Raw genomic sequence first — 17,900 nt, 5'->3', positions numbered from 1 at the left:
TCAAATCTATAATTTCCCCAAAAACTCCTCGGCATTTCTAAGATGGGCGGCTTGTTTCAGGTCGTCCATCTTATCAAAAATGTTTACCATCATGTTTAGGCGAGGATTTTTACTGAAAAAATCTCGGTGTTGATGAATAAATCTCCAATAGAGTCCGTCCCAGACTTCCTGCCATGGGCCTTTCGGGTAATCACTCATTTTTAGGATATAATTACTGCCGCCAATGTACGGCTTGGTAGACATCAAACCGCCATCGGCAAATTGGCTCATGCCATACACGTTAGGGACCATTACCCAGTCGTATGCGTCTATAAAGAGTTCCATAAACCACCTGTAAACCTCGACAGGATCAAACTCACAGAGCAACATAAAATTGCCAAGAACCATCAAACGCTCAATATGGTGGCAGTAGCCAGTTTGCAAGACTTTTTTGATGGTGATGTCTACGGGTAAAATGCCAGTGGTGCCATCGTAAAAAGATGCCGGTATTTTACGTTTAAATTTCCAGAAATTTTTGGTTCTTTCTTCGACGCCTTTGAGTTCATAAACAGCTCTGATAAATTCTCTCCAGCCTATTATTTGCCTCACAAATCCCTCCAAAGAATTTAAAGGCACATTGTTCTTTGCCGCAAATTCTAATGTGCTATCTAATACATAATCGGGTGTAAGTAAACCAACATTTATCAGCGGAGAGAGTAGACTGTGATGCAGTATTATCTCATTTTTTACGATTGCATCTTCGTATTCTCCAAAAGAATGAAATCTGGTTTCCAGAAAATTCTTTAGCCACCGTTTGGCCGATTCGAAGTCTATGGGGAAATTAAATGTTGTGTTAAGTTTTCCTAAATTATCTCTGAATGAGTTGTTTATGTATTCGAAAGCTTCTTTTTGGATATTTTCAATTTCTGGGAACTGAACAAATGGTGGAGTTTTTGAACTTGGAAATTTCTTTCGGTTTTCTTCATCTAAACTCCATTTTTCTCCGATCGGTTTTTGAGTTGCATCTACCAGTATTCCAGTTTTTTTTCTTTGATAAATATAAAAATCCGCTTGAAACATACGTTTCTTCGTTTCGAAAAACGCTATATTCTCTTTGGTAGAGTTAATAAAAAGTGGAGATTCAAATCTTCTTAAATTGAGAGATTTAGAACAGGAAATTATTCTTTTTTCAAGCCAATTGTCTGTTGGGTCAGTGTAAAGTATCTGATTGTAAGCGTTTTCTTTCAAAAACGGAATCAGAGCCCTTACATCACTTTTGTCTGAATGGGCATCGATATAAAATACAGTTTTGCCGAGGTTTTTCAGAAATGCCTCGTAAGACTTCATACTTGCCCTGTGAAACCAAAGTTTTTGTTTGTGAAAATTGAATTGCTTGAAAAATAAATATTCCTCAATGATATAAAAATCAGCATTCTGGCTGTGTATTTCAGCGTTTTCAAACAACTGATGTGGAAATATCAATGCTGCCGTTTTCATAAATTTTAAATATTTTCCAGATTTTTGGGTTTGTTTTTTCTACATTTTTCGCTGCAATATTTTACTTCATCCCAAACTTTTTCCCACTTTTTTCTCCAGTCGAAAGGCCTGCCGCAAACCACACAAACCTTAGAGGGCAAATGTTGCTTTTTCAAATCTCTTCTGGAAATTTATTGGGTTTAGCGTAGGTTAGTCTGGCTAAACGAGACGTGCTATGATAGCTGTCTAGTCCGCTTACAGTCAGGCTTCCAGCCTTTTCTATGTCCACAAATCCGTCCTCTAAAATACAATCTTCAGGTACAGAGATTTGAACTATTTTACCAATGATCAAGCTCGTTCCATTGAGTTCTATGTTTATCCTTTGAACAAATTCACAGCCAAATTTTACTTTACTTTCCGCCACAAAAGGGGAGAAGAAACCCTCCAAATACTCTGTTTCCAAACCCGTGGCCTCAAACTCTGAGGTTTCTCTATCATAACGAGCAGAGGTTTGGTGTGCTGATTTGTATATGTCTGTATTAAGATGATTGATGGTGTAAAAGCCAGTTTCGATGATGTTTTCAAGCGTATGTCTTGGCGAAACATCTGGTCTAACAATGAATGCACAAAGGGCTGGATTGGCTCCGATGTGTATCAAAGAGTTAAAAATGGCTAGATTTTCCCGGCCCTCTTTGTTTTTGGTGCCGATGAGCACCACACTCTTGAAACCGCCCAAGGAATTTACAAATGAAGCACGATAACGTGTTTCCATTTGTTCTAAATCTTCGGTTCTAATTATTTTGTGGTCTGACATGTAATTCGAGTATTTTAGGATTAAAACTTTTGGTTTCTTTACTTTTTTTGTGACCCCAAATCAGCGGTCTGTTCTTCTTTATTTCGGTATCAAAGTCCACAATAGGAGCGGGGTAATCTTTGCCAATTTCGCAATGAGCGAGATGCATTTCCAGTGCCGGCATTTTCCATGGTTCATGGATATATTTCGTTGGAACATTACCTAATTCAGGCACCCATTTTTTTATAAAAATTCCTTCAGGATCGTGCTCTTCTGACTGTTTTATTGGATTATAAATCCGGACGGTATTGATTCCAGTAGTACCTGCTTGCATCTGAAACTGTGGGTAATGTATGCCCGGCTCGTAGTCAAGAAAAAGCCTTGCAAGATGATAAGTGCCTAGTCGCCAGTCGATAAACAGGTGATGGCATAGCACAGATACTACCATGGCACGCATTCTGAAGTTTATCCAGCCGGTTTCGTGCAAACACCTCATACAAGCATCCACAAGCGGGAGGCCAGTTTTGCCTTCCTCCCAAGCTTTTATGTGTTCGGGGTTTGTTGACCAATCTATTTTTTCATAATTGGGGTTTAGACATTCTGTTTCATACTGGCATTGAACTTCAAATTTCTGAGAAAAATGATCTCTCCACCTTAACCTTACCATTGCATTTTGAATCGCTCTTTTGTAAGATTTTTGGACCTGAGCAACATACAAATATTGATAGGCCATTTTCACCGACAAATTTCCCCAAGCTAAATAGGGAGAAATCCTGATACAAGAAGTGCGGCTTTCGGTAGGTTTTGAAATATGTCTGGAATAGTTTCGGCCACGGTCATTTGCAAACGAGTCTAGATAGCGAAGTCCGTTTTTCTCTCCAGGTGGCTGAAAACGCTTTGGGTACTCTTTTAGTCGCTCTTTTAAATCCTCCGAAAGCGGAAAAGGATTTTCTAATACGATTTTATCTTGCAAATGATAGGTGTTTTTTATCATTTTGGCGTGCATGGCCGCATACCAGTTTTTATCCCAATCGATTCGGTTCTTTGATCCTCTAATGATTCCATCTCTCTGAAATTCTACCCAATCGATATTTTTCTTTTTAAGAAAATCTTTAACTGCCAAGTCTCTTTTATAGGTGAGCAGAATTCCACTTTCTTGATGACTGAAAACAGTTTTAATATCAAAATTCTCACTTAGGTATTCGAAGACAGGTACCGCTTCCTCGTGAAATATTTCAACTTTAATATTGGCAGGGCTCAGAAACTCATTTATTCCTAAAATAGAATGATACTGAAACAAAAGGTGTCTATCAGAACAATCTGGATAGTCTAGTTGACTAGGTTCGAATATAAAAATCGGTAAAATTGGCAATTCTGATTTGTCTGCAGCATCAAAAGCCGCATGGTCCTGTACCCGAAGATCTCTTTTTAGCCAAACAATATTTACAGCCTTTTTCCCAATCACTTACACTCTTAGGTTTGATATTCCACCATCAATATGCATAATTTGTCCTGTCATCCAGCTCGATTCCTCCGATAGAAGAAAGGCTACTGCATGGGCTATATCTTTAGCCTCACCTACTTTTTTTAAGGGGTGCCGCTGTGCATTTGCCTCTTTTTTCTCTAGCGAGTTTAGAAGATTTCCCGCGAGCGGTGTATCAGTGATGGAGGGAGCTATACAATTAATGCGTATGGATGGAGCCAACTCAGCTGCTAAAGCTCTGGTTAGTCCTTCAATGGCTCCTTTTGAACTAGAGACAATACTATGAAACGAAAAACCAGTTTGCACTGCAACGGTAGAGAATAAAACTATCGATGGCGAACTTGATTTTTTCAGTTTAGGTAAAAGCAGTTGGATTGCTTTTATGGCACCTAAAACCTGAATTTTGTAGTCTTCAATGAAATCTTCAGGTTTCAACCTTGCGAAAGGCTTTAGGTTTATTTTTCCCGGACAATATACCAAGCCATCTATTACTTCAGGCAAAACCGACAAATCCCACTCTTGCTGATTAACATCTAAATGAAAGTAGGTGGCACCATCGATTTTGTTTTCTGAATGATTGTAGGTGGCATATACCTGCTTTTTTTTGTTTACTAACAACTCCGTGGTTGATAATCCTATTCCCGAAGATCCTCCTATTACTAATATATTGCTCATTTATTTCTTTTTTAGAAAAACCATATCAACGTCTAATTGTTTCAACGTCTTTTTTTGATTATATAAATGTTTCATTTTTTTCTAGTGTCAATAGTTTGAGTGCTTATTTTTCAATTTAGACTAATATTTATAAAAAATATAACTACTTCAATAATCCTCTTGGGATAACGACTGGAACGGTGAAAAAGCCAATTTTTGTTTACTTTTAGATATTTTATATTGTGACTTTTGTCACATAACGATGTGATTCTTATCTCGACTGATGGGTGTCATGGTCATGTGATGGTCTTTGTTTTTGGTGAATCTTTGCATCATCAAAAATCAAAGAAAATGAAAGTAAAAACTATTCTGATGTTATTCATTCCAGCCTTTGTAGTTGGGAGTTTAGCTTACAGTCAAACTAAAATCAGTGCTAGATCTGCAAAAGTTCTTATTTCTGGTAACTCCACCATGCACAAATGGTCATCTGCTGTTACAAAACTTAATTTCTCGGGCGACTTCTCCATTGTCGATGGAAATCTAAAGAAAATCAATGCTGCTGTGGTAAGAATGGAGGTGAGTTCTATGAAGTCACATCAAGACTCAGATTTGATGGATGAAAGAACCCACAAAACTCTGAAAGCCGAAAAGTTTCCTTATATCACCTACGAATACACCAATACGCTTTCTGCTGAAACAAAGGGAGATTTGTCCACCTTAAAAGTTAATGGAAATCTTACAATTGGTGGAGTTAGCAAGTCGGTTGATTTGATTTTAAAAGTAGTCAACCTCGACAACGGAGACGTCCAAATCAAAGGAAGTAGGAAAATATTAATGTCAAACCACGGTATTAAGCCACCTTCTTTCATGGCTGGAGCCATAAAGGTGGACGATGAAATTGAAATAACTTTTGATGTAATTCTTAAAAAAATAAACAACGTAAACATATGAGAACTTTTATTTCACAAATGAGAAATGTAGCTGTAACAGCCTTATTATCATTGCCGCTAGCTACAGTAGCACAACAAGCACACATAGATAATCTTAGAGCATATGACAAAACTGGAATTAATGTATTTGAAACGCCTAAGATTACAGATTCTAAATTTGACGGATTAAAAGTAAGAATTGGTGCTGGTTTTACACAACCTTTTCAAAGCTTAAGCCATGAAAACTCGGGTGCTGTGAAATTGTACCCACGTTTGGCATCTGGTTTTGCTATTGCTCAAGCCAATTTGTACACAGACGTGCAGCTTGCTGATGGTATCAGGTTGAATCTAACTACCTATCTTTCATCTCGCCACCACAATGAGTCTTGGGTAAAAGGTGGTTACATTCAAATGGACAAAGTGCCATTCAAAGGCGAATTTTGGGATAAAATCATGAAACTAGCAACCGTAAAAGTCGGTCACATGGAAATAAACTACGGGGACATGCACTTCAGGAGAAGCGATGGAGGACACGCTCTTTACAATCCGTTCATAGAAAACTACATCATGGATGCTTTTGCTACTGAGGTTGCTGCGGAGGTTTATTTACAAAAAAATGGATTATTGGGAATGGTGGCTTTGTCTAATGGATTAATCAATGGTGGTTTCCAAAAGCCACTAATGCCAGGAAGCACTACCGAAACCTATAAAAGAAGCCCTTCTGTTTATGGTAAATTGGCCTATGACAAAAAAGTGCAAGAAAAAATAAGAGTAAGAGCTTCAGGATCATTTTACTACAACCAAAGCGATGGACGTAGTACACTTTATGGTGGAGATAGAACGGGTAGTAATTACTTCTATGTGACTGAGGCCGAGGCTGCAACCACAACAGGAAATGCTTTTTCAGGTAGGGTAAATCCAGGATTTACAAACCAAGTAGCTTCAGTTCAGTTCAACGTTTTCGCCAAAGTTCATGGCTTGGAAGTGTTCGGTACATTAGAAAATTCTAAAGGTGGATCTTATGCGGAGGAAGTTGCGAATTTTGACAAAAGGAAAGCCAATCAAGTTGCGGTAGAGGCTGTTTACAGACTTGGTAAAAAAGAGAACCTTTTTGTAGGTGCAAAATACAATACTGTCTCTGGTCAGATGATTTCAAAAGTAGTGGATGAACAAAGTATTGATCGTACAGCAATTGCCGCTGGATGGTTTGTGACTAACAACATACTAATGAAAGCAGAATATGTAAATCAGAAATATAACGATTATCCAACAGCCAATATATTGGCAGGTGCTGGCTTCAAAGGAGTTGTAGTTCAAGCGATTGTAGGATTTTAATTAGAATAAAATGTAAAAGAGGTCTCAAATAAAACTGAGTCCTCTTTTCTTTAAATTTAAGCAAATGTTAGTCCGATTGTTGATTGTTTTGTTTCTATCTTCTTTCACTAATCCCTCATTGATTCATTATCAAATCAAGAAAGGCAGCAAGATGGTATTGAAAGGAAAAACCTCAGTAAAAGATTTTAATTGTGCTTGTGATGATACTTTCGAAAATGCACAATTGATTGCCCGTATTAATAATTCTACTAGACAAATAGATTTCGATAAAGCCAATTTTAACGTAAAAATAAAAAGCTTAGATTGTAGTAACAAATTCATAAACAACGATTTAGCGACCTCATTAAAGGCTGAAAAACATCCTTTTATAAATGTCGAAATGCTCACCGCCGTTCCAAATCATCAAGAACAAGAATTACAGGTAAACAAAGCCTATAAGTATTGTATTAAAACGCTCATTAGTATTTCTGGTAAAACCAAACCGCAAACATTGAATGTGACATTGAAAAAAATAAATGCTAAAAACTATATCATCAATGCTTGCAAAGTTATTTCAATGAGTGACTACGAAATACAACCAAAAAGCCCAATTAAGTTTATAAAAATCAAAGATGAGGTACGTATCGAGTTTAATTTGAATGTTGAAATTCAGTGATTTATCAAGAAATTTCTAGCGAAAAACCCCTTTCAAAGACTCCTTTTGATTCCAAAGAAATGATTCCTTCTTTCGTCTTTAAATTCTGATTGGTGTCTGCCGAATCCGCAATTCCGCACCAAGGTTCAATACACACAAAATCTGCATCTTTAGCCGCCCAAATTCCTAAATAAGGGAAATTTTTAAATTCAAACTTTAGTTGTTTCAAATTCTTTTTAGATTTCAATGTAACGCAATCTGATTTTAAATGCTTGAAAACCAGTGCGTCTTGGTGAAATAATTCTTTGGTAAGCAATAGCTTGTTGGTATTTTTGGAAATTTCCAAGGGTTCATTTAAAACCAAATCAGCCGAGTTTAATGGCCAACGCTTCAGATCTTCGTTCTCATGAAATTCCAAGAAATAATCTTCGTAATTCAATGCATTTTCTATAGGACATTTGAAGGCAGGATGTCCGCCAATAGAAAACAAAAGTGCCTTAGAATCCGGATTTGTTATCTGATATTTTAATTCTAATTTGTTGGCAATAAGTGTATAAGCCAATCGAAGTTCAAATGCAAAAGGATATACTTTTTCGGTTTCTGGGTTATTTTTAAGAAGAAACACAACTGAATTTTGGGTCTGAGATTCCACTTCAAAATTCATTGTTCTTGCAAAACCATGTCTCGGAAGTTTATATTCCTTTCCTTGGTAGAAATAGGTGTCATTTTTTAATCCTCCCACAATCGGAAACAATACTGGCGAGGTCTTTCCCCAAAATGCAGGATTGGCGTCCCACATATATTCTGTGTGGTCATCTAATTTCAAAAGACTTACCAATTCCGCTCCCAAAGGATTTATGGTCGCTCTTAAATTTTCGTTTTCTATAACTATATTACTCATTTGCTAAAAATTATACTTCAATTGTACCTTCAAATCTGTCTTTCTGTTGTCTTCAATTTCACTCATACCACTTCCAATTGTGGTTCTGTCGCTTACATTAGTTTGGGCAATCCGAATCCAAGCATCTAAATTACGACTGATTGGCATTTTTCCAATCAAATAGTATCGCCAACCTTTGCCATAATACGCAGGAAAAGAAACGGCATAAAGAACATCATTTTCATAAGCATAAATTCGGCTGTCGTAAGAATCGGTATTAAAATAGGCCAATCTACCCTTTATTTGGCAACGTTTTATTTTGGTTTCAATATCTTGTATAAATGCATAACCGTTTGATTTTGATGTGTTTTCTATGGCAAAACCATTGTACTGGAGTTTGCTTTGTAATCTGAGCCAAGTGTTATAAATATAGTCAGTTCCTAGAACCAAATTGTTTCGGTCAGTTTCTAGTAGCTGGTGGGTAAAGTTCTTATTATCAGAGCTGTTTCTTTGTTTTATCTCTTTGTGAAAAGCTATATATTGACTAAAAATCTTATTTGGTTTATACAATATTCGAACTTGATAATCTTGACCAGAGGAAGGAGCATCTACCCGATATTTCAGCCATGGAAAACTAAATGAATCATAAAAAGCAGATACTTCTAGGCCTTTTTTAATAATATATTTTAAGCCATTATAGATTCCCTTTTCGTTGATAGTTCGGCTTCCTTCAGCAAAAGAAATCCCATAAAAAGTATGAAAGTTGGGTTGATAATTCCGCAAATTCAAAGCCCATTCTACCTTGGGTCCGAGACTTCCCACCAAACCAGTTATATATCCAAAACCACCCGACGAACTTCTGGCCGCCTCACCAAAGAAATTGAAGTTTTGCCAAGAAAGTGAAATATTTGGGCCTAAAACCGTGTTTTTGTCTCCCACAAATTCATATCGGTTGTATAGCAATTCTCTTTTCTGAAAAGTCTTGTCGAAAGAGGTGTGAAGTACAGAAAATCCAACTTGGAGGTGATCCAATTTATACAAAACATTTCCTCCTAAATTGGTCTCACTAATTGAGTTTTTATTTGCAATTTCGGTTTCAGTTCTGTGAAAACCCGCAGATAGTATCGAACTAAAAAAATCATCCTGGGTTTCTTCGTTTAGATCCACCGAAGCATCCCTTTTATTATGAGCCGCCATGGTAGTTATCTCGAAGTTTCCATTTTTTATTGTGTTGGCAATTCCTCTAAAGCTACCGTTTTCCACCACTGAGTTATAAGGCCTTATGCCCACATTGCTTCTCCGAGTGGTATAAACTGGTTCACTACCTTTACCGGCTGCAAAGCCAGCTGAAAATATCATACCTTGGCCAAATTGCATTAAATAATCTCCAACGACTAGGTTCTTTACGATTCCTTTGTTCTGAACTTGCACATGAAAATTGTAATAATCCAGAAAATTACGTTCGCCAGCGTCTTTTTCTGACACAAAACCTATACTAAAGTCCTTTGAGTGGCTCATTCGGTATCTGGTGTAATATCTCTGAGGTGAACCCGCAAATTTATCTTCTTTAAATCCCGCACTCGGTTCTAGAGTTTGGTCTGCACGAATGACCAAATAATGCTCTACGGCCTTTTTAGTAAAATTCGAGAAGCGAGTGCTACCGAGGCCATTTTTTACCTGAACAAAGGGAAGTAAGGTTCTGATATCATCCATCGATAAACCTTCTACAGCTTGTAGCTCATAAATACTGAGGAAGTTGCCAAATGTCTTTTTATGGTTCATAATGGCATTTATTTGATTTTCGGTCAAGAAAAACAAAGCTCTTAAGTCTGCGATATCGGCCTTGTTTAAGTCCAATGGGTTTTGATAAATCGTGAACAGATTTTCATAAACATCCTCATAGTTAGCATCTTCTGTCTGTATAGGGGCTATTTTTTGTATGAATTCATCAAGGTTGATTTCTGGTCGATTGATGGATTGTCCGAATCCTTTGAAAGAAATCAGAAAGATCAGAAAAGCGAGGAATTTATGTTTATTTTTTTCCATTTAACAAAAGTGCTAAGGTTAAATGATTGGATAGGCCTACATTTGGGTGCGTACTTACGGCATAGGAAAATTTGTATTTTTTGATGTCAAGGTTAAGTCCAAGATGGACGGAATTGAGGTTTGGATTGATACCAGCTGATAGTCCAAGACTTTCTTTTATTTGATAATTTAAGCCCATTTTTAAGAATGGCTTTTCACCAACAGGATAATCCACTTGCCCGCTAATATTTATCTTTTTAGATGGATTTAGGCCAATTCCAAAATTGATAAAAGTGGGCAAGGCTTGTGAATCGTAGAGTTTGGCTCTGGTGAAGTTAACTACATGAAGTCCAATGCTGAAGAACTTCGAGGGTATGGCCAGTATGCCAAATTCGCCTAGAAAGGTCTGTCTGCTGCTCATCTCTTTCACGGCATTGTTCATCAATGAGAACTTTAAGCCCATCGAAACCTTATCCATTTTTTTGGCAGCCGCTATACCAAGCCTAGTTTCATGGTAATATTGATCTCCAAAATTGTCAACCGAAAAGCCAAAATTTACAACTTTGGTGCTTAATTGTCCGAAAGATCCAACCGTTGTAAGACCCTCAACAGGTAAGGTTTTGTGAATAGCTACTGCCACAAAATTGTCATTTAGGCAAGCTATGCCTGCCGGATTTTGATAAACTGAGGAAATATCGGGAACTGCAACCAAAGAATTTGCTCGACCATAAGCCCCGGCACCGAGATTGGTGTATTGAGCGTTGGTGGATAGTACAGCAAAAATCAAAAGCGATATGGTAAAAGTTATCTTCAGATAGTAGGGTTTGGTTTCTAAAAATAATGACAAATATTATTCTTTCAAAATTCTGCGGTTATTTTTTACCTAAAATAGAAAAAAGTCAAACCATGAAGGTCTGACTTTTTTGAATAATTAAATCTTTAGTAGAAAAATTTTCCTAAAATATTTTTGTTTATTTTTTTCTTAAGTCTCTTGAAATAAGTAACTTGCCGAAAAAATATTTATACATTAAATCTGAAATGCATTACGTCTCCGTCTTGAACGATATATTCTTTTCCTTCAATTCTAAGTCTCCCCGCCTCTCTACAAGCTGCCTCAGTTCCATATTTAATCCTATCGTCAAAAGCGATAACCTCAGCCTTGATGAAGCCTTTTTCAAAGTCGGTATGAATCACACTTGCCGCTTGCGGTGCTTTCCAGCCTTTACCGATAGTCCAAGCTCTAACTTCCTGAACACCAGCCGTAAAATAGGTTGCCAAGTTCAACAGTTTATAAGCTGATCTTATCAGTCGGTTTAGTCCTGGTTCAGCCATTTTATACTCTTCGAAAAACAAAGCTTTGTCGTCTGGGTCTTCCATTTCGGCTATTTGGGCCTCTATGGAGTTGTTCAATACCACCAATTCGGCACCTTCTTCATCTGCCACTTTTTTAAGAGCATCTGAGTACTTATTTCCCGTGTGCATTGAAGCTTCATCAACATTAGCCACATACATTGTGGGTTTCACGGTCAATAAGAACAAATCATCAATGGCCACCATTTCTTCTTTGGTAAGGCCCATCATCCTTACGTTTTTACCTTGCTCAAGCCAAGCTTTCACTCTTTCAAGCACATCCAACTCAAACTTAGCTTGGGCATCTCCACCCACTCTTGCCTGCTTTTGCGTCTTTTGTATTTTTTTATCAACGCTGTCTAAGTCCTTGAACTGAAGCTCAATATCAATAATTTCCTTATCACTAACTGGGTTTATTTCACCTTCTTCTCTTAGCACGTTTTCGTCTTCAAAACAACGCACCACATGGATGATAGCGTCAACCTCTCTGATATTTCCCAAAAATTTGTTTCCAAGACCTTCACCACGGCTGGCACCTTTTACAAGACCAGCAATGTCCACAATTTCAATTTGTGTAGGTACCACTTTATTGGGTTTTACTATCTCCGAAAGTTGGTCAAGCCTTGTATCAGGAACGTCTACCAAACCTACGTTGGGATCAATCGTACAAAATCTGTAGTTGCTCGCCTGTGCCTTTGCACTGCTCGAAACCGCATTAAACAAGGTTGATTTTCCTACATTTGGTAATCCTACTATTCCTGCTCTAAGTGCCATATATTTTTAAATTTTCCGCAAAATTACGCCAAAACTAATGATACGCCAAACTTATATTTTTTATAACTCAGTGCATACAAATGTTTTTCCTATTTTTAGGTAAACATTCTAAAATTTTCATCGATGAATAAATCTATAATTACCTTAGTATTCTTATTTTTCGGCTTTAATATTTTTTCACAAAAAACCAAAGTTGACCTGAAACTCCAGAAAATATTAGAAAAAGAAACCTCAGGCTTCGATGGTCAGATAGGCGTGTATGTCGAAAATCTGAGAACGGGACAGTTTGCCGCTGTTAATGCGGATACTACTTTTCCAACGGCTAGTATGATAAAAATACCCATCATGATTGCTACTTTTTCTCATATTTTAAACGGAAAACTAAAATATGACGAGGTCTTAACTTACAAGGATTCCTTGAAGTACGATGATGGCATTGTGGGTTCGTTTCGTGACAGCACCAAGATTCCTGTTTCAGAGCTTATTTATTTGATGGAGTCGGTTTCGGATAATTCCGCAAGTCTATGGCTTCAAGGTATAGTTAAAGGCGAAAGAATTAATTATCTGATGGATTCGCTGGGTTTGAAAAGTACCCGAGTGAATTCAAGGACCGAGGGTAGAAGGAGTTTTCAAAAAATGTATGGTTGGGGGCAAACAACACCTAGAGAAATGGCAACATTAATGAAGATGCTCAGAAAAGGGGAGATTTTCACGAAAGATGCTTCATACAGAATGTACAAAACATTGGGCAATCAATATTGGGATGGTGAAGGTCTCTCACAAATACCGGAAAATATCAAAACTGCCTATAAATCAGGTGCCGTGGATAGGTCAAAATCTGAGGTGATGTTGGTGCATGCTCCGCATGGCGACTATGTTTTTTGTATGATTACCAAAAATCAAACAGATACTCAATGGAACAAGAACAATGAAGGGTATCGTGCTGCTAGAAGTATTTCGTCGGCCCTTTGGAGGTATTTCGAGCCAAAATCTAAGTGGAAATTGCCCGAAGGCTATGATAAGTGGCTGTAATTATGAAGTTTACACATAAAAAAAGCCCTCTAGTGGAGGGCTTTTTTGATTTGCATTAGAGCAATTAATATCTTTCTCTTCTTTGTGGTCTTTCGCCTTTTGGTTCAGCTACTTTAACTACAATGGTACGTCCGTCTAATTCTGTTTCGTTCAAAGAGCTGATTGCGTTTTTAGCCTCGCTGTCGTTTGGCATTTCAACGAAACCAAATCCTTTAGAGCGTCCTGTAAATTTGTCAAAAATAATTTTTGCTGAATCTACAGTTCCAAATTCTTCAAATGCTGCTAATAAAGTGTCATCTGATGTGTCGTAATTCAATTTTGCTACGAAAATGTTCATTTAAATAAAAATTAAAAAATTAAGAAAAAAGAGCTAAAACAACGTAGCAAAACGATAAATCAAAAAAGAAAACCATTCAGACAAACGAAGAAAAAACTCGAAATCGGTTCAAATGTATAATAAAATATTTTATTTCCAAATTTATTTTCTAATAATAAGCCCAAAATGTCCAATTTTTAATCGAATCTTTATTTTGTGGGTTTTGAATGAAGTTTATTTTATCAAAGTATTAAATATAAATGCAATGAATAAGAATTGGAATATACTTATTTGAAGAAGAAATAAGATTCTATTTATTTTTAAAGGAGTGTTTCAAAAAATTGGGCATAAAAAAAGCCTTTCGTTGGAAAGGCTTTTTTTCTATCTGAAAATGAGAATTAATATCTCTCTCTTCTTTGTGGTCTGTCGCCTTTTGGCTCAGCTACCTTAACAACGATAGTACGACCGTCTAATTCTGAGTCGTTCAATGCATTGATAGCGTTTCTTGCTTCTGCGTCGTTAGACATTTCAACAAATCCAAAGCCTTTAGAACGGCCTGTAAATTTGTCCATGATAACCTTTGCTGAATCAACTTCTCCGAATTCTTCGAAAGCGGCTTGTAAAGTTTCGTCAGTAGTGTCGTAATTCAATTTTGCTGCGAAAATGTTCATAATAAAAATATTAAATAAATTAAAAAAAAGAGCTAAAACAACGCAGCAAAATCAAAGTAACAAAACTGAACCCAAAATGTGCAAACGAAATAAAAACTCGAACTATTTGTAAAAGTAGGGACAATTATCTTGCCAACCTAATGAATCTAGAAAATACTTTGCTGTTAACAATAATTTAACTTATTGAAAATTAGTAAGAAATGAAGTAAGGACGGCGGAATCCATCTACTTTCGGCTATTCTTTGATACCTTTTTATAGATTTTGAAAATATTTACACTTCAATTTAAATTGTTATATTTTTTGAGCTTATGCTGATTTGCATCAATATTAGTAGACGCAAATTGCCATAACTTCTTATTTACTTCGAAATTTCAAATTTATAGGCTAAAGATATTGTCTTTAATTCTTTCCTTTTTGGTCAAAATCTACGTATTTACAACAATAAAAAGCCAAAGGCGTTTTATATTTGTTTCAAATCAGAAAATAACCTTAACAAATATGTTTTCGATACATTCTATACCATCTAAGACTTTTATTTTGAGATACACCTTACTTACTGTTCTGATATTATCCTCATTTCTTGGGCAAGCTCAGTTGAAGAGTTATAAAAAAGGTCTGACCAGTTTCGAAAGCGGCTATTATGATATTGCTATAAAGGAATTTTCAAAAGTAAAGGAAATAGAAGAATCAAAGAAAGGTGAATTGAACTTTAAAATTGCTGAAGCCTATCGTTTGTCCAATCGTTGGGTAGAATCTATTCCATTTTATGAGAAGGCTTTTGAGGCTGGTTTTGTGAACAATGATGCGAGTTTTTATTATGCCTACGCCCTTAAAGCCAACGAAGAGTATGACAAAGCCAAGGTTTCCTTTCAAAAATACATTGATTCAAAATCAACAAATAAAGTCTTAAACGAACGTGCACTGAGGGAATTGAACACCCTTTTGCTAATATCTGACATTAAGACCAAAAAGTCAGAACTTGAATTTAAGAATTTATCGGCCATCAATACGGAGAATATAGAGTTTTCGGGAATTGTGAAAGACGGTTATTTTATTTATTCAGCCTCGAAAAAAGACAAAGTCTATTCTAATGGTCTCCCTTTTCTAGGAATATATCAATCCAAGGTTTCTGCAGATTTTAGCACTGTTGGACCAGCTGAGCCATTGAGTAAAAATATTCTTGATCCCGACAGAAACGAAGGGACGCCAACATTTTCTCCGGACGGAAAAATAATGATTTTCGCAAGAGGAAATTCAGGTAAGCGTAAGGATATATCTCCTGATGTGGATTTGTACATAAGCAGGAATGTTCCAAACGAAGGTTGGACAGAACCAAAGCTCGTTTCGGCTTCGGATTCTTCTGCATGGGATGGCTCCCCAGCATTTTCTAGAGACGGAAAAACCATCTATTTTAGTTCGAATCGTGCCGGAGGAAGTGGTGGATTAGATATTTATAGGGTAAATATGGACGCCTCTGGCCGTTTTGGTAACCCAGCTAATATGGGAAAAGCCATCAATACTGCCGGAGACGAAATGTTTCCTTTTGTATCTGCTGACGGTAAATTGTTTTTTGCTTCTGATGGACATCCTGGTCTTGGAAAGTTAGACATATTTGTTGCAGTTAGGTCTGGTGGTAAAACTACAGTTGAAAATCTGGGATTGCCTTACAATAGCTCTATGGACGACTTTGGTTATTCTTCGGACGATGCTGGAAATATATTTTTCACTTCCAACAGAGCTGGTGGAAAAGGAAATGACGACATCTATTATTATTTGGCCCCACCTAAGCCTGTTGATGAAGTCGCGAAAGTAGATGACCCCAACGATCCGAATAATCCAAATAATGTCAATAAAAACGACCCGAATAATCCAAATTCTAAGTCTCAGAAAATCGCCAACTATTACTTGGAGGGTATGGTGAAGAGCGATAAAGTCTCCATAGACTCCGCTTTGGTAAGAATTTATAAGCTGGATGGAGGGGTAGAGTCTGATTTTGCTGAGATTTTTACACAAAATGGAAAGTTTGGCCCAGTAAAAATGGAGGAAGATGAGGATTATGTGATTTTGGTCGAAAAAAGCACTTATCTAACTAAAAGAGAAGGTTTTTCAATGTATGGCAGAAGTATTCCATATCCTCTACTTAAAAAAGCGGTAACCGATACTACTTTCCAAACAGAAATAAATCTTGAGAAGCTTTTTGTTGGTAAAACATTTAGGCTTGAAAATATCTATTATGATCTCGATAAATTCGATATCAGAGCCGACGCCGCAGTTGAATTGGATAAATTGGTCCAGATATTAAAGGACAATCCCCTCATTAAAATTGAACTGGGCTCTCACACCGATACACGAGGGTCTGATTTGTACAATAGCAGACTGTCACAACGTCGTGCTGAGTCAGTAATTAATTACTTGGCCATAAAAGGAATTTCTAAAGAAAGACTTACTGCCAAAGGGTATGGTGAGACTGAATTGATTATTCAAGAAGCCAAAAACGAAGAGGAGCACCAGATAAATCGTAGGACAGAATTCAAAGTCTTGGAAATAGCCCAAGAATAGTCATTGATCTTTTAATTATTCAACCCTATAAAAATGAAGAAAAAACTATTTGCACTAATGTTGGTAAGTCAAACACTCTTAGCACAATATCCTATTATTCCTCTATATGAAGGTAATTCCCCTGGTTTGAAGCCCGAGGCGGTATCGAAAAAGGAGAATGTTGTGAAAGAAAAAGATGGCATCACCAGAATAAATGACATCACAGTGCCAACGCTTACAGTTATAAAGCCCAAAAAGAAAACTTCTGACGCTTCTGTTATAGTTTGTCCAGGAGGAGGTTATGCCATATTGGCTTGGGATCATGAGGGCACGAGCATAGGGGAGTGGTTTGCAAGTAAAGGAGTTACTGCTTTTGTTTTGAAATATAGACTACCCCAAGACGAACTTTTTGAGAATGCGGAAGTTAGACCACTTCAAGATGCTCAGCAGTCTATTAGGTATATCAGGCAAAATGCAGAGAAGTTTGGGGTGAGTGCCAATAAAATAGGGATAATGGGTTTCTCAGCTGGTGGGCATTTGGCTGCTACGGCTTCAACGCATTTTTCTAATCAGATAGGTGAAATAACCAATCCTCAAATAAGTGTAAGACCCGATTTTACTATTTTGATGTATCCAGTGGTTTCTTTTTCTGATAAAATTAGTCATATGGGTTCTAGGGACAATCTAATTGGTAAAAATCCTCCGGTTGCTAAAATAGAATCTTATTCTAATGAACTGCAGGTGAATAAGGATACTCCGCCTGCCTTTTTGGTTCATGCTTTCGACGACTGGGTTCATGTGGATAATAGCTTAAATTATTATAAAGCACTAAGAAAGAATGGAGTAGCTTCAGAAATGCACCTTTACGATAGAGGTGGACATGGATTTTCAATGAAGAAAACCAATAAAGGCCCTGTGGCCATTTGGCCAGCCCGACTCGAAGAATGGATGCGTTTGAATGGTTTTATGAATTAAAGGTATTATTTTTGGTATGAATTTAATTTCAAGCACGTTCACCATTTAATAAAAA

At 36.9% G+C, this 17,900-nt stretch carries 17 protein-coding genes; 6 read left to right on the top strand and 11 right to left on the bottom strand.

Features of this window, described 5'->3' with window-relative positions; translation table 11 throughout:
- Positions 1 to 6: 6 nt before the first annotated feature.
- Genes EGI31_RS15530 through EGI31_RS15510 form a run of 5 tightly spaced genes read right to left on the bottom strand, consistent with a single transcriptional unit; the run spans position 7 to position 4,406 of the window.
- Positions 7 to 1,476 (bottom strand): cryptochrome/photolyase family protein, encoded by a 1,470-nt coding sequence (locus tag EGI31_RS15530; protein WP_255038066.1) that lies wholly within the window; start codon positions 1,474 to 1,476, stop codon positions 7 to 9.
- A gap of 5 nt (positions 1,477 to 1,481) precedes the next feature.
- Entirely contained in the window at positions 1,482 to 1,631 is a 150-nt protein-coding gene (locus EGI31_RS15525; protein ID WP_255038065.1) for a DUF2256 domain-containing protein, read from the bottom strand.
- Positions 1,628 to 2,227: a flavin reductase family protein gene (locus EGI31_RS15520; protein ID WP_255038064.1), complete on the bottom strand. Its 600-nt coding sequence runs from the start codon at positions 2,225 to 2,227 to the stop codon at positions 1,628 to 1,630. The genes EGI31_RS15525 and EGI31_RS15520 overlap by 4 nt, the downstream gene beginning before the upstream one ends.
- Before the next feature lie 19 nt (positions 2,228 to 2,246).
- A complete protein-coding gene (locus EGI31_RS25330; RefSeq protein ID WP_255038062.1) occupies positions 2,247 to 3,713 on the bottom strand; it encodes a cryptochrome/deoxyribodipyrimidine photo-lyase family protein in 1,467 nt (488 codons plus the stop codon).
- Positions 3,714 to 4,406, bottom strand: coding sequence for an SDR family NAD(P)-dependent oxidoreductase (locus EGI31_RS15510; RefSeq protein WP_255038061.1), 693 nt, complete (start codon positions 4,404 to 4,406; stop codon positions 3,714 to 3,716).
- A 330-nt stretch (positions 4,407 to 4,736) separates the two neighbouring features.
- On the opposite strand from EGI31_RS15510, the gene EGI31_RS15505 reads away from it, so the two are divergent.
- From EGI31_RS15505 to EGI31_RS15495, 3 genes are all read left to right on the top strand, one after another.
- Positions 4,737 to 5,336, top strand: a complete 600-nt coding sequence (locus EGI31_RS15505) for a YceI family protein (protein WP_255038060.1) — start codon at positions 4,737 to 4,739, stop codon at positions 5,334 to 5,336.
- A complete protein-coding gene (locus EGI31_RS15500) occupies positions 5,333 to 6,649 on the top strand; it encodes a hypothetical protein (protein ID WP_255038059.1) in 1,317 nt (438 codons plus the stop codon). The genes EGI31_RS15505 and EGI31_RS15500 overlap by 4 nt, the downstream gene beginning before the upstream one ends.
- 64 nt (positions 6,650 to 6,713) lie before the next feature.
- Positions 6,714 to 7,304, top strand: a complete 591-nt coding sequence (locus EGI31_RS15495; protein ID WP_255038058.1) for a YceI family protein — start codon at positions 6,714 to 6,716, stop codon at positions 7,302 to 7,304.
- A 4-nt stretch (positions 7,305 to 7,308) separates the two neighbouring features.
- On the opposite strand, the gene EGI31_RS15490 is transcribed toward EGI31_RS15495, so the two are convergent.
- From EGI31_RS15490 to ychF, 4 genes are all read right to left on the bottom strand, one after another.
- The gene (locus EGI31_RS15490) at positions 7,309 to 8,184 is read right to left on the bottom strand and encodes an aldose 1-epimerase family protein (protein WP_255038057.1); all 876 of its coding nucleotides are present in this window, start codon (positions 8,182 to 8,184) and stop codon (positions 7,309 to 7,311) included.
- Positions 8,185 to 8,187: 3 nt separating this feature from the next.
- Positions 8,188 to 10,209 (bottom strand): ComEA family DNA-binding protein, encoded by a 2,022-nt coding sequence (locus EGI31_RS15485; protein WP_255038056.1) that lies wholly within the window; start codon positions 10,207 to 10,209, stop codon positions 8,188 to 8,190.
- Positions 10,196 to 11,035, bottom strand: coding sequence for a hypothetical protein (locus EGI31_RS15480; protein WP_255038054.1), 840 nt, complete (start codon positions 11,033 to 11,035; stop codon positions 10,196 to 10,198). Before EGI31_RS15480 ends, EGI31_RS15485 begins: the two co-directional genes overlap by 14 nt.
- Positions 11,036 to 11,208: 173 nt before the next feature.
- Positions 11,209 to 12,312, bottom strand: coding sequence for a redox-regulated ATPase YchF (gene ychF / locus EGI31_RS15475; RefSeq protein ID WP_255038053.1), 1,104 nt, complete (start codon positions 12,310 to 12,312; stop codon positions 11,209 to 11,211).
- 123 nt (positions 12,313 to 12,435) lie between these two features.
- Between ychF and EGI31_RS15470 the strand changes: the two genes are divergently transcribed.
- Positions 12,436 to 13,344 (top strand): serine hydrolase, encoded by a 909-nt coding sequence (locus tag EGI31_RS15470; protein ID WP_255038052.1) that lies wholly within the window; start codon positions 12,436 to 12,438, stop codon positions 13,342 to 13,344.
- 64 nt (positions 13,345 to 13,408) lie between these two features.
- On the opposite strand, the gene rbp (EGI31_RS15465) is transcribed toward EGI31_RS15470, so the two are convergent.
- Complete coding sequence (gene rbp / locus EGI31_RS15465; RefSeq protein WP_255038051.1) at positions 13,409 to 13,681, bottom strand: RNA-binding regulator; 273 nt, start codon at positions 13,679 to 13,681, stop codon at positions 13,409 to 13,411.
- A gap of 377 nt (positions 13,682 to 14,058) precedes the next feature.
- The gene (gene rbp, locus EGI31_RS15460; RefSeq protein WP_255038050.1) at positions 14,059 to 14,331 is read right to left on the bottom strand and encodes an RNA-binding regulator; all 273 of its coding nucleotides are present in this window, start codon (positions 14,329 to 14,331) and stop codon (positions 14,059 to 14,061) included.
- Between the two features lie 499 nt (positions 14,332 to 14,830).
- Here rbp (EGI31_RS15460) and EGI31_RS15455 point away from each other — a divergent pair, with 499 nt between their 5' ends.
- Both EGI31_RS15455 and EGI31_RS15450 read left to right on the top strand, forming a co-directional pair.
- Positions 14,831 to 16,891, top strand: coding sequence for a CHU_0125 family OmpA-like outer membrane integrity protein (locus tag EGI31_RS15455; protein WP_255038049.1), 2,061 nt, complete (start codon positions 14,831 to 14,833; stop codon positions 16,889 to 16,891).
- 33 nt (positions 16,892 to 16,924) lie between these two features.
- Positions 16,925 to 17,845, top strand: a complete 921-nt coding sequence (locus EGI31_RS15450) for an alpha/beta hydrolase (RefSeq protein ID WP_255038048.1) — start codon at positions 16,925 to 16,927, stop codon at positions 17,843 to 17,845.
- Positions 17,846 to 17,900 lie beyond the last annotated feature (55 nt).

This window comes from Lacihabitans soyangensis (genome assembly GCF_024343775.1).
GTDB classification, from domain to species: Bacteria; Bacteroidota; Bacteroidia; order Cytophagales; family Spirosomataceae; genus Leadbetterella; species Leadbetterella soyangensis.
Note: the sequence above shows the minus strand (reverse complement) of the source record. Positions and strands in the feature narration are given on the sequence as shown.

Bases quoted from the DNA above. Each gene is read 5' to 3' on its own strand.
- EGI31_RS15520 (WP_255038064.1), bottom strand. From the start codon at position 2,227: ATGGAAACACGTTATCGTGCTTCATTTGTAAATTCCTTGGGCGGTTTC.
- EGI31_RS15450 (WP_255038048.1), top strand. From the start codon at position 16,925: ATGAAGAAAAAACTATTTGCACTAATGTTGGTAAGTCAAACACTCTTA.
- ychF (WP_255038053.1), bottom strand. From the start codon at position 12,312: ATGGCACTTAGAGCAGGAATAGTAGGATTACCAAATGTAGGAAAATCA.
- EGI31_RS15510 (WP_255038061.1), bottom strand. From the start codon at position 4,406: ATGAGCAATATATTAGTAATAGGAGGATCTTCGGGAATAGGATTATCA.
- EGI31_RS15495 (WP_255038058.1), top strand. From the start codon at position 6,714: ATGTTAGTCCGATTGTTGATTGTTTTGTTTCTATCTTCTTTCACTAAT.
- EGI31_RS15455 (WP_255038049.1), top strand. From the start codon at position 14,831: ATGTTTTCGATACATTCTATACCATCTAAGACTTTTATTTTGAGATAC.
- EGI31_RS15485 (WP_255038056.1), bottom strand. From the start codon at position 10,209: ATGGAAAAAAATAAACATAAATTCCTCGCTTTTCTGATCTTTCTGATT.
- EGI31_RS15530 (WP_255038066.1), bottom strand. From the start codon at position 1,476: ATGAAAACGGCAGCATTGATATTTCCACATCAGTTGTTTGAAAACGCT.
- EGI31_RS15470 (WP_255038052.1), top strand. From the start codon at position 12,436: ATGAATAAATCTATAATTACCTTAGTATTCTTATTTTTCGGCTTTAAT.
- rbp (WP_255038051.1), bottom strand. From the start codon at position 13,681: ATGAACATTTTCGTAGCAAAATTGAATTACGACACATCAGATGACACT.
- rbp (WP_255038050.1), bottom strand. From the start codon at position 14,331: ATGAACATTTTCGCAGCAAAATTGAATTACGACACTACTGACGAAACT.
- EGI31_RS15500 (WP_255038059.1), top strand. From the start codon at position 5,333: ATGAGAACTTTTATTTCACAAATGAGAAATGTAGCTGTAACAGCCTTA.
- EGI31_RS15505 (WP_255038060.1), top strand. From the start codon at position 4,737: ATGAAAGTAAAAACTATTCTGATGTTATTCATTCCAGCCTTTGTAGTT.
- EGI31_RS15490 (WP_255038057.1), bottom strand. From the start codon at position 8,184: ATGAGTAATATAGTTATAGAAAACGAAAATTTAAGAGCGACCATAAAT.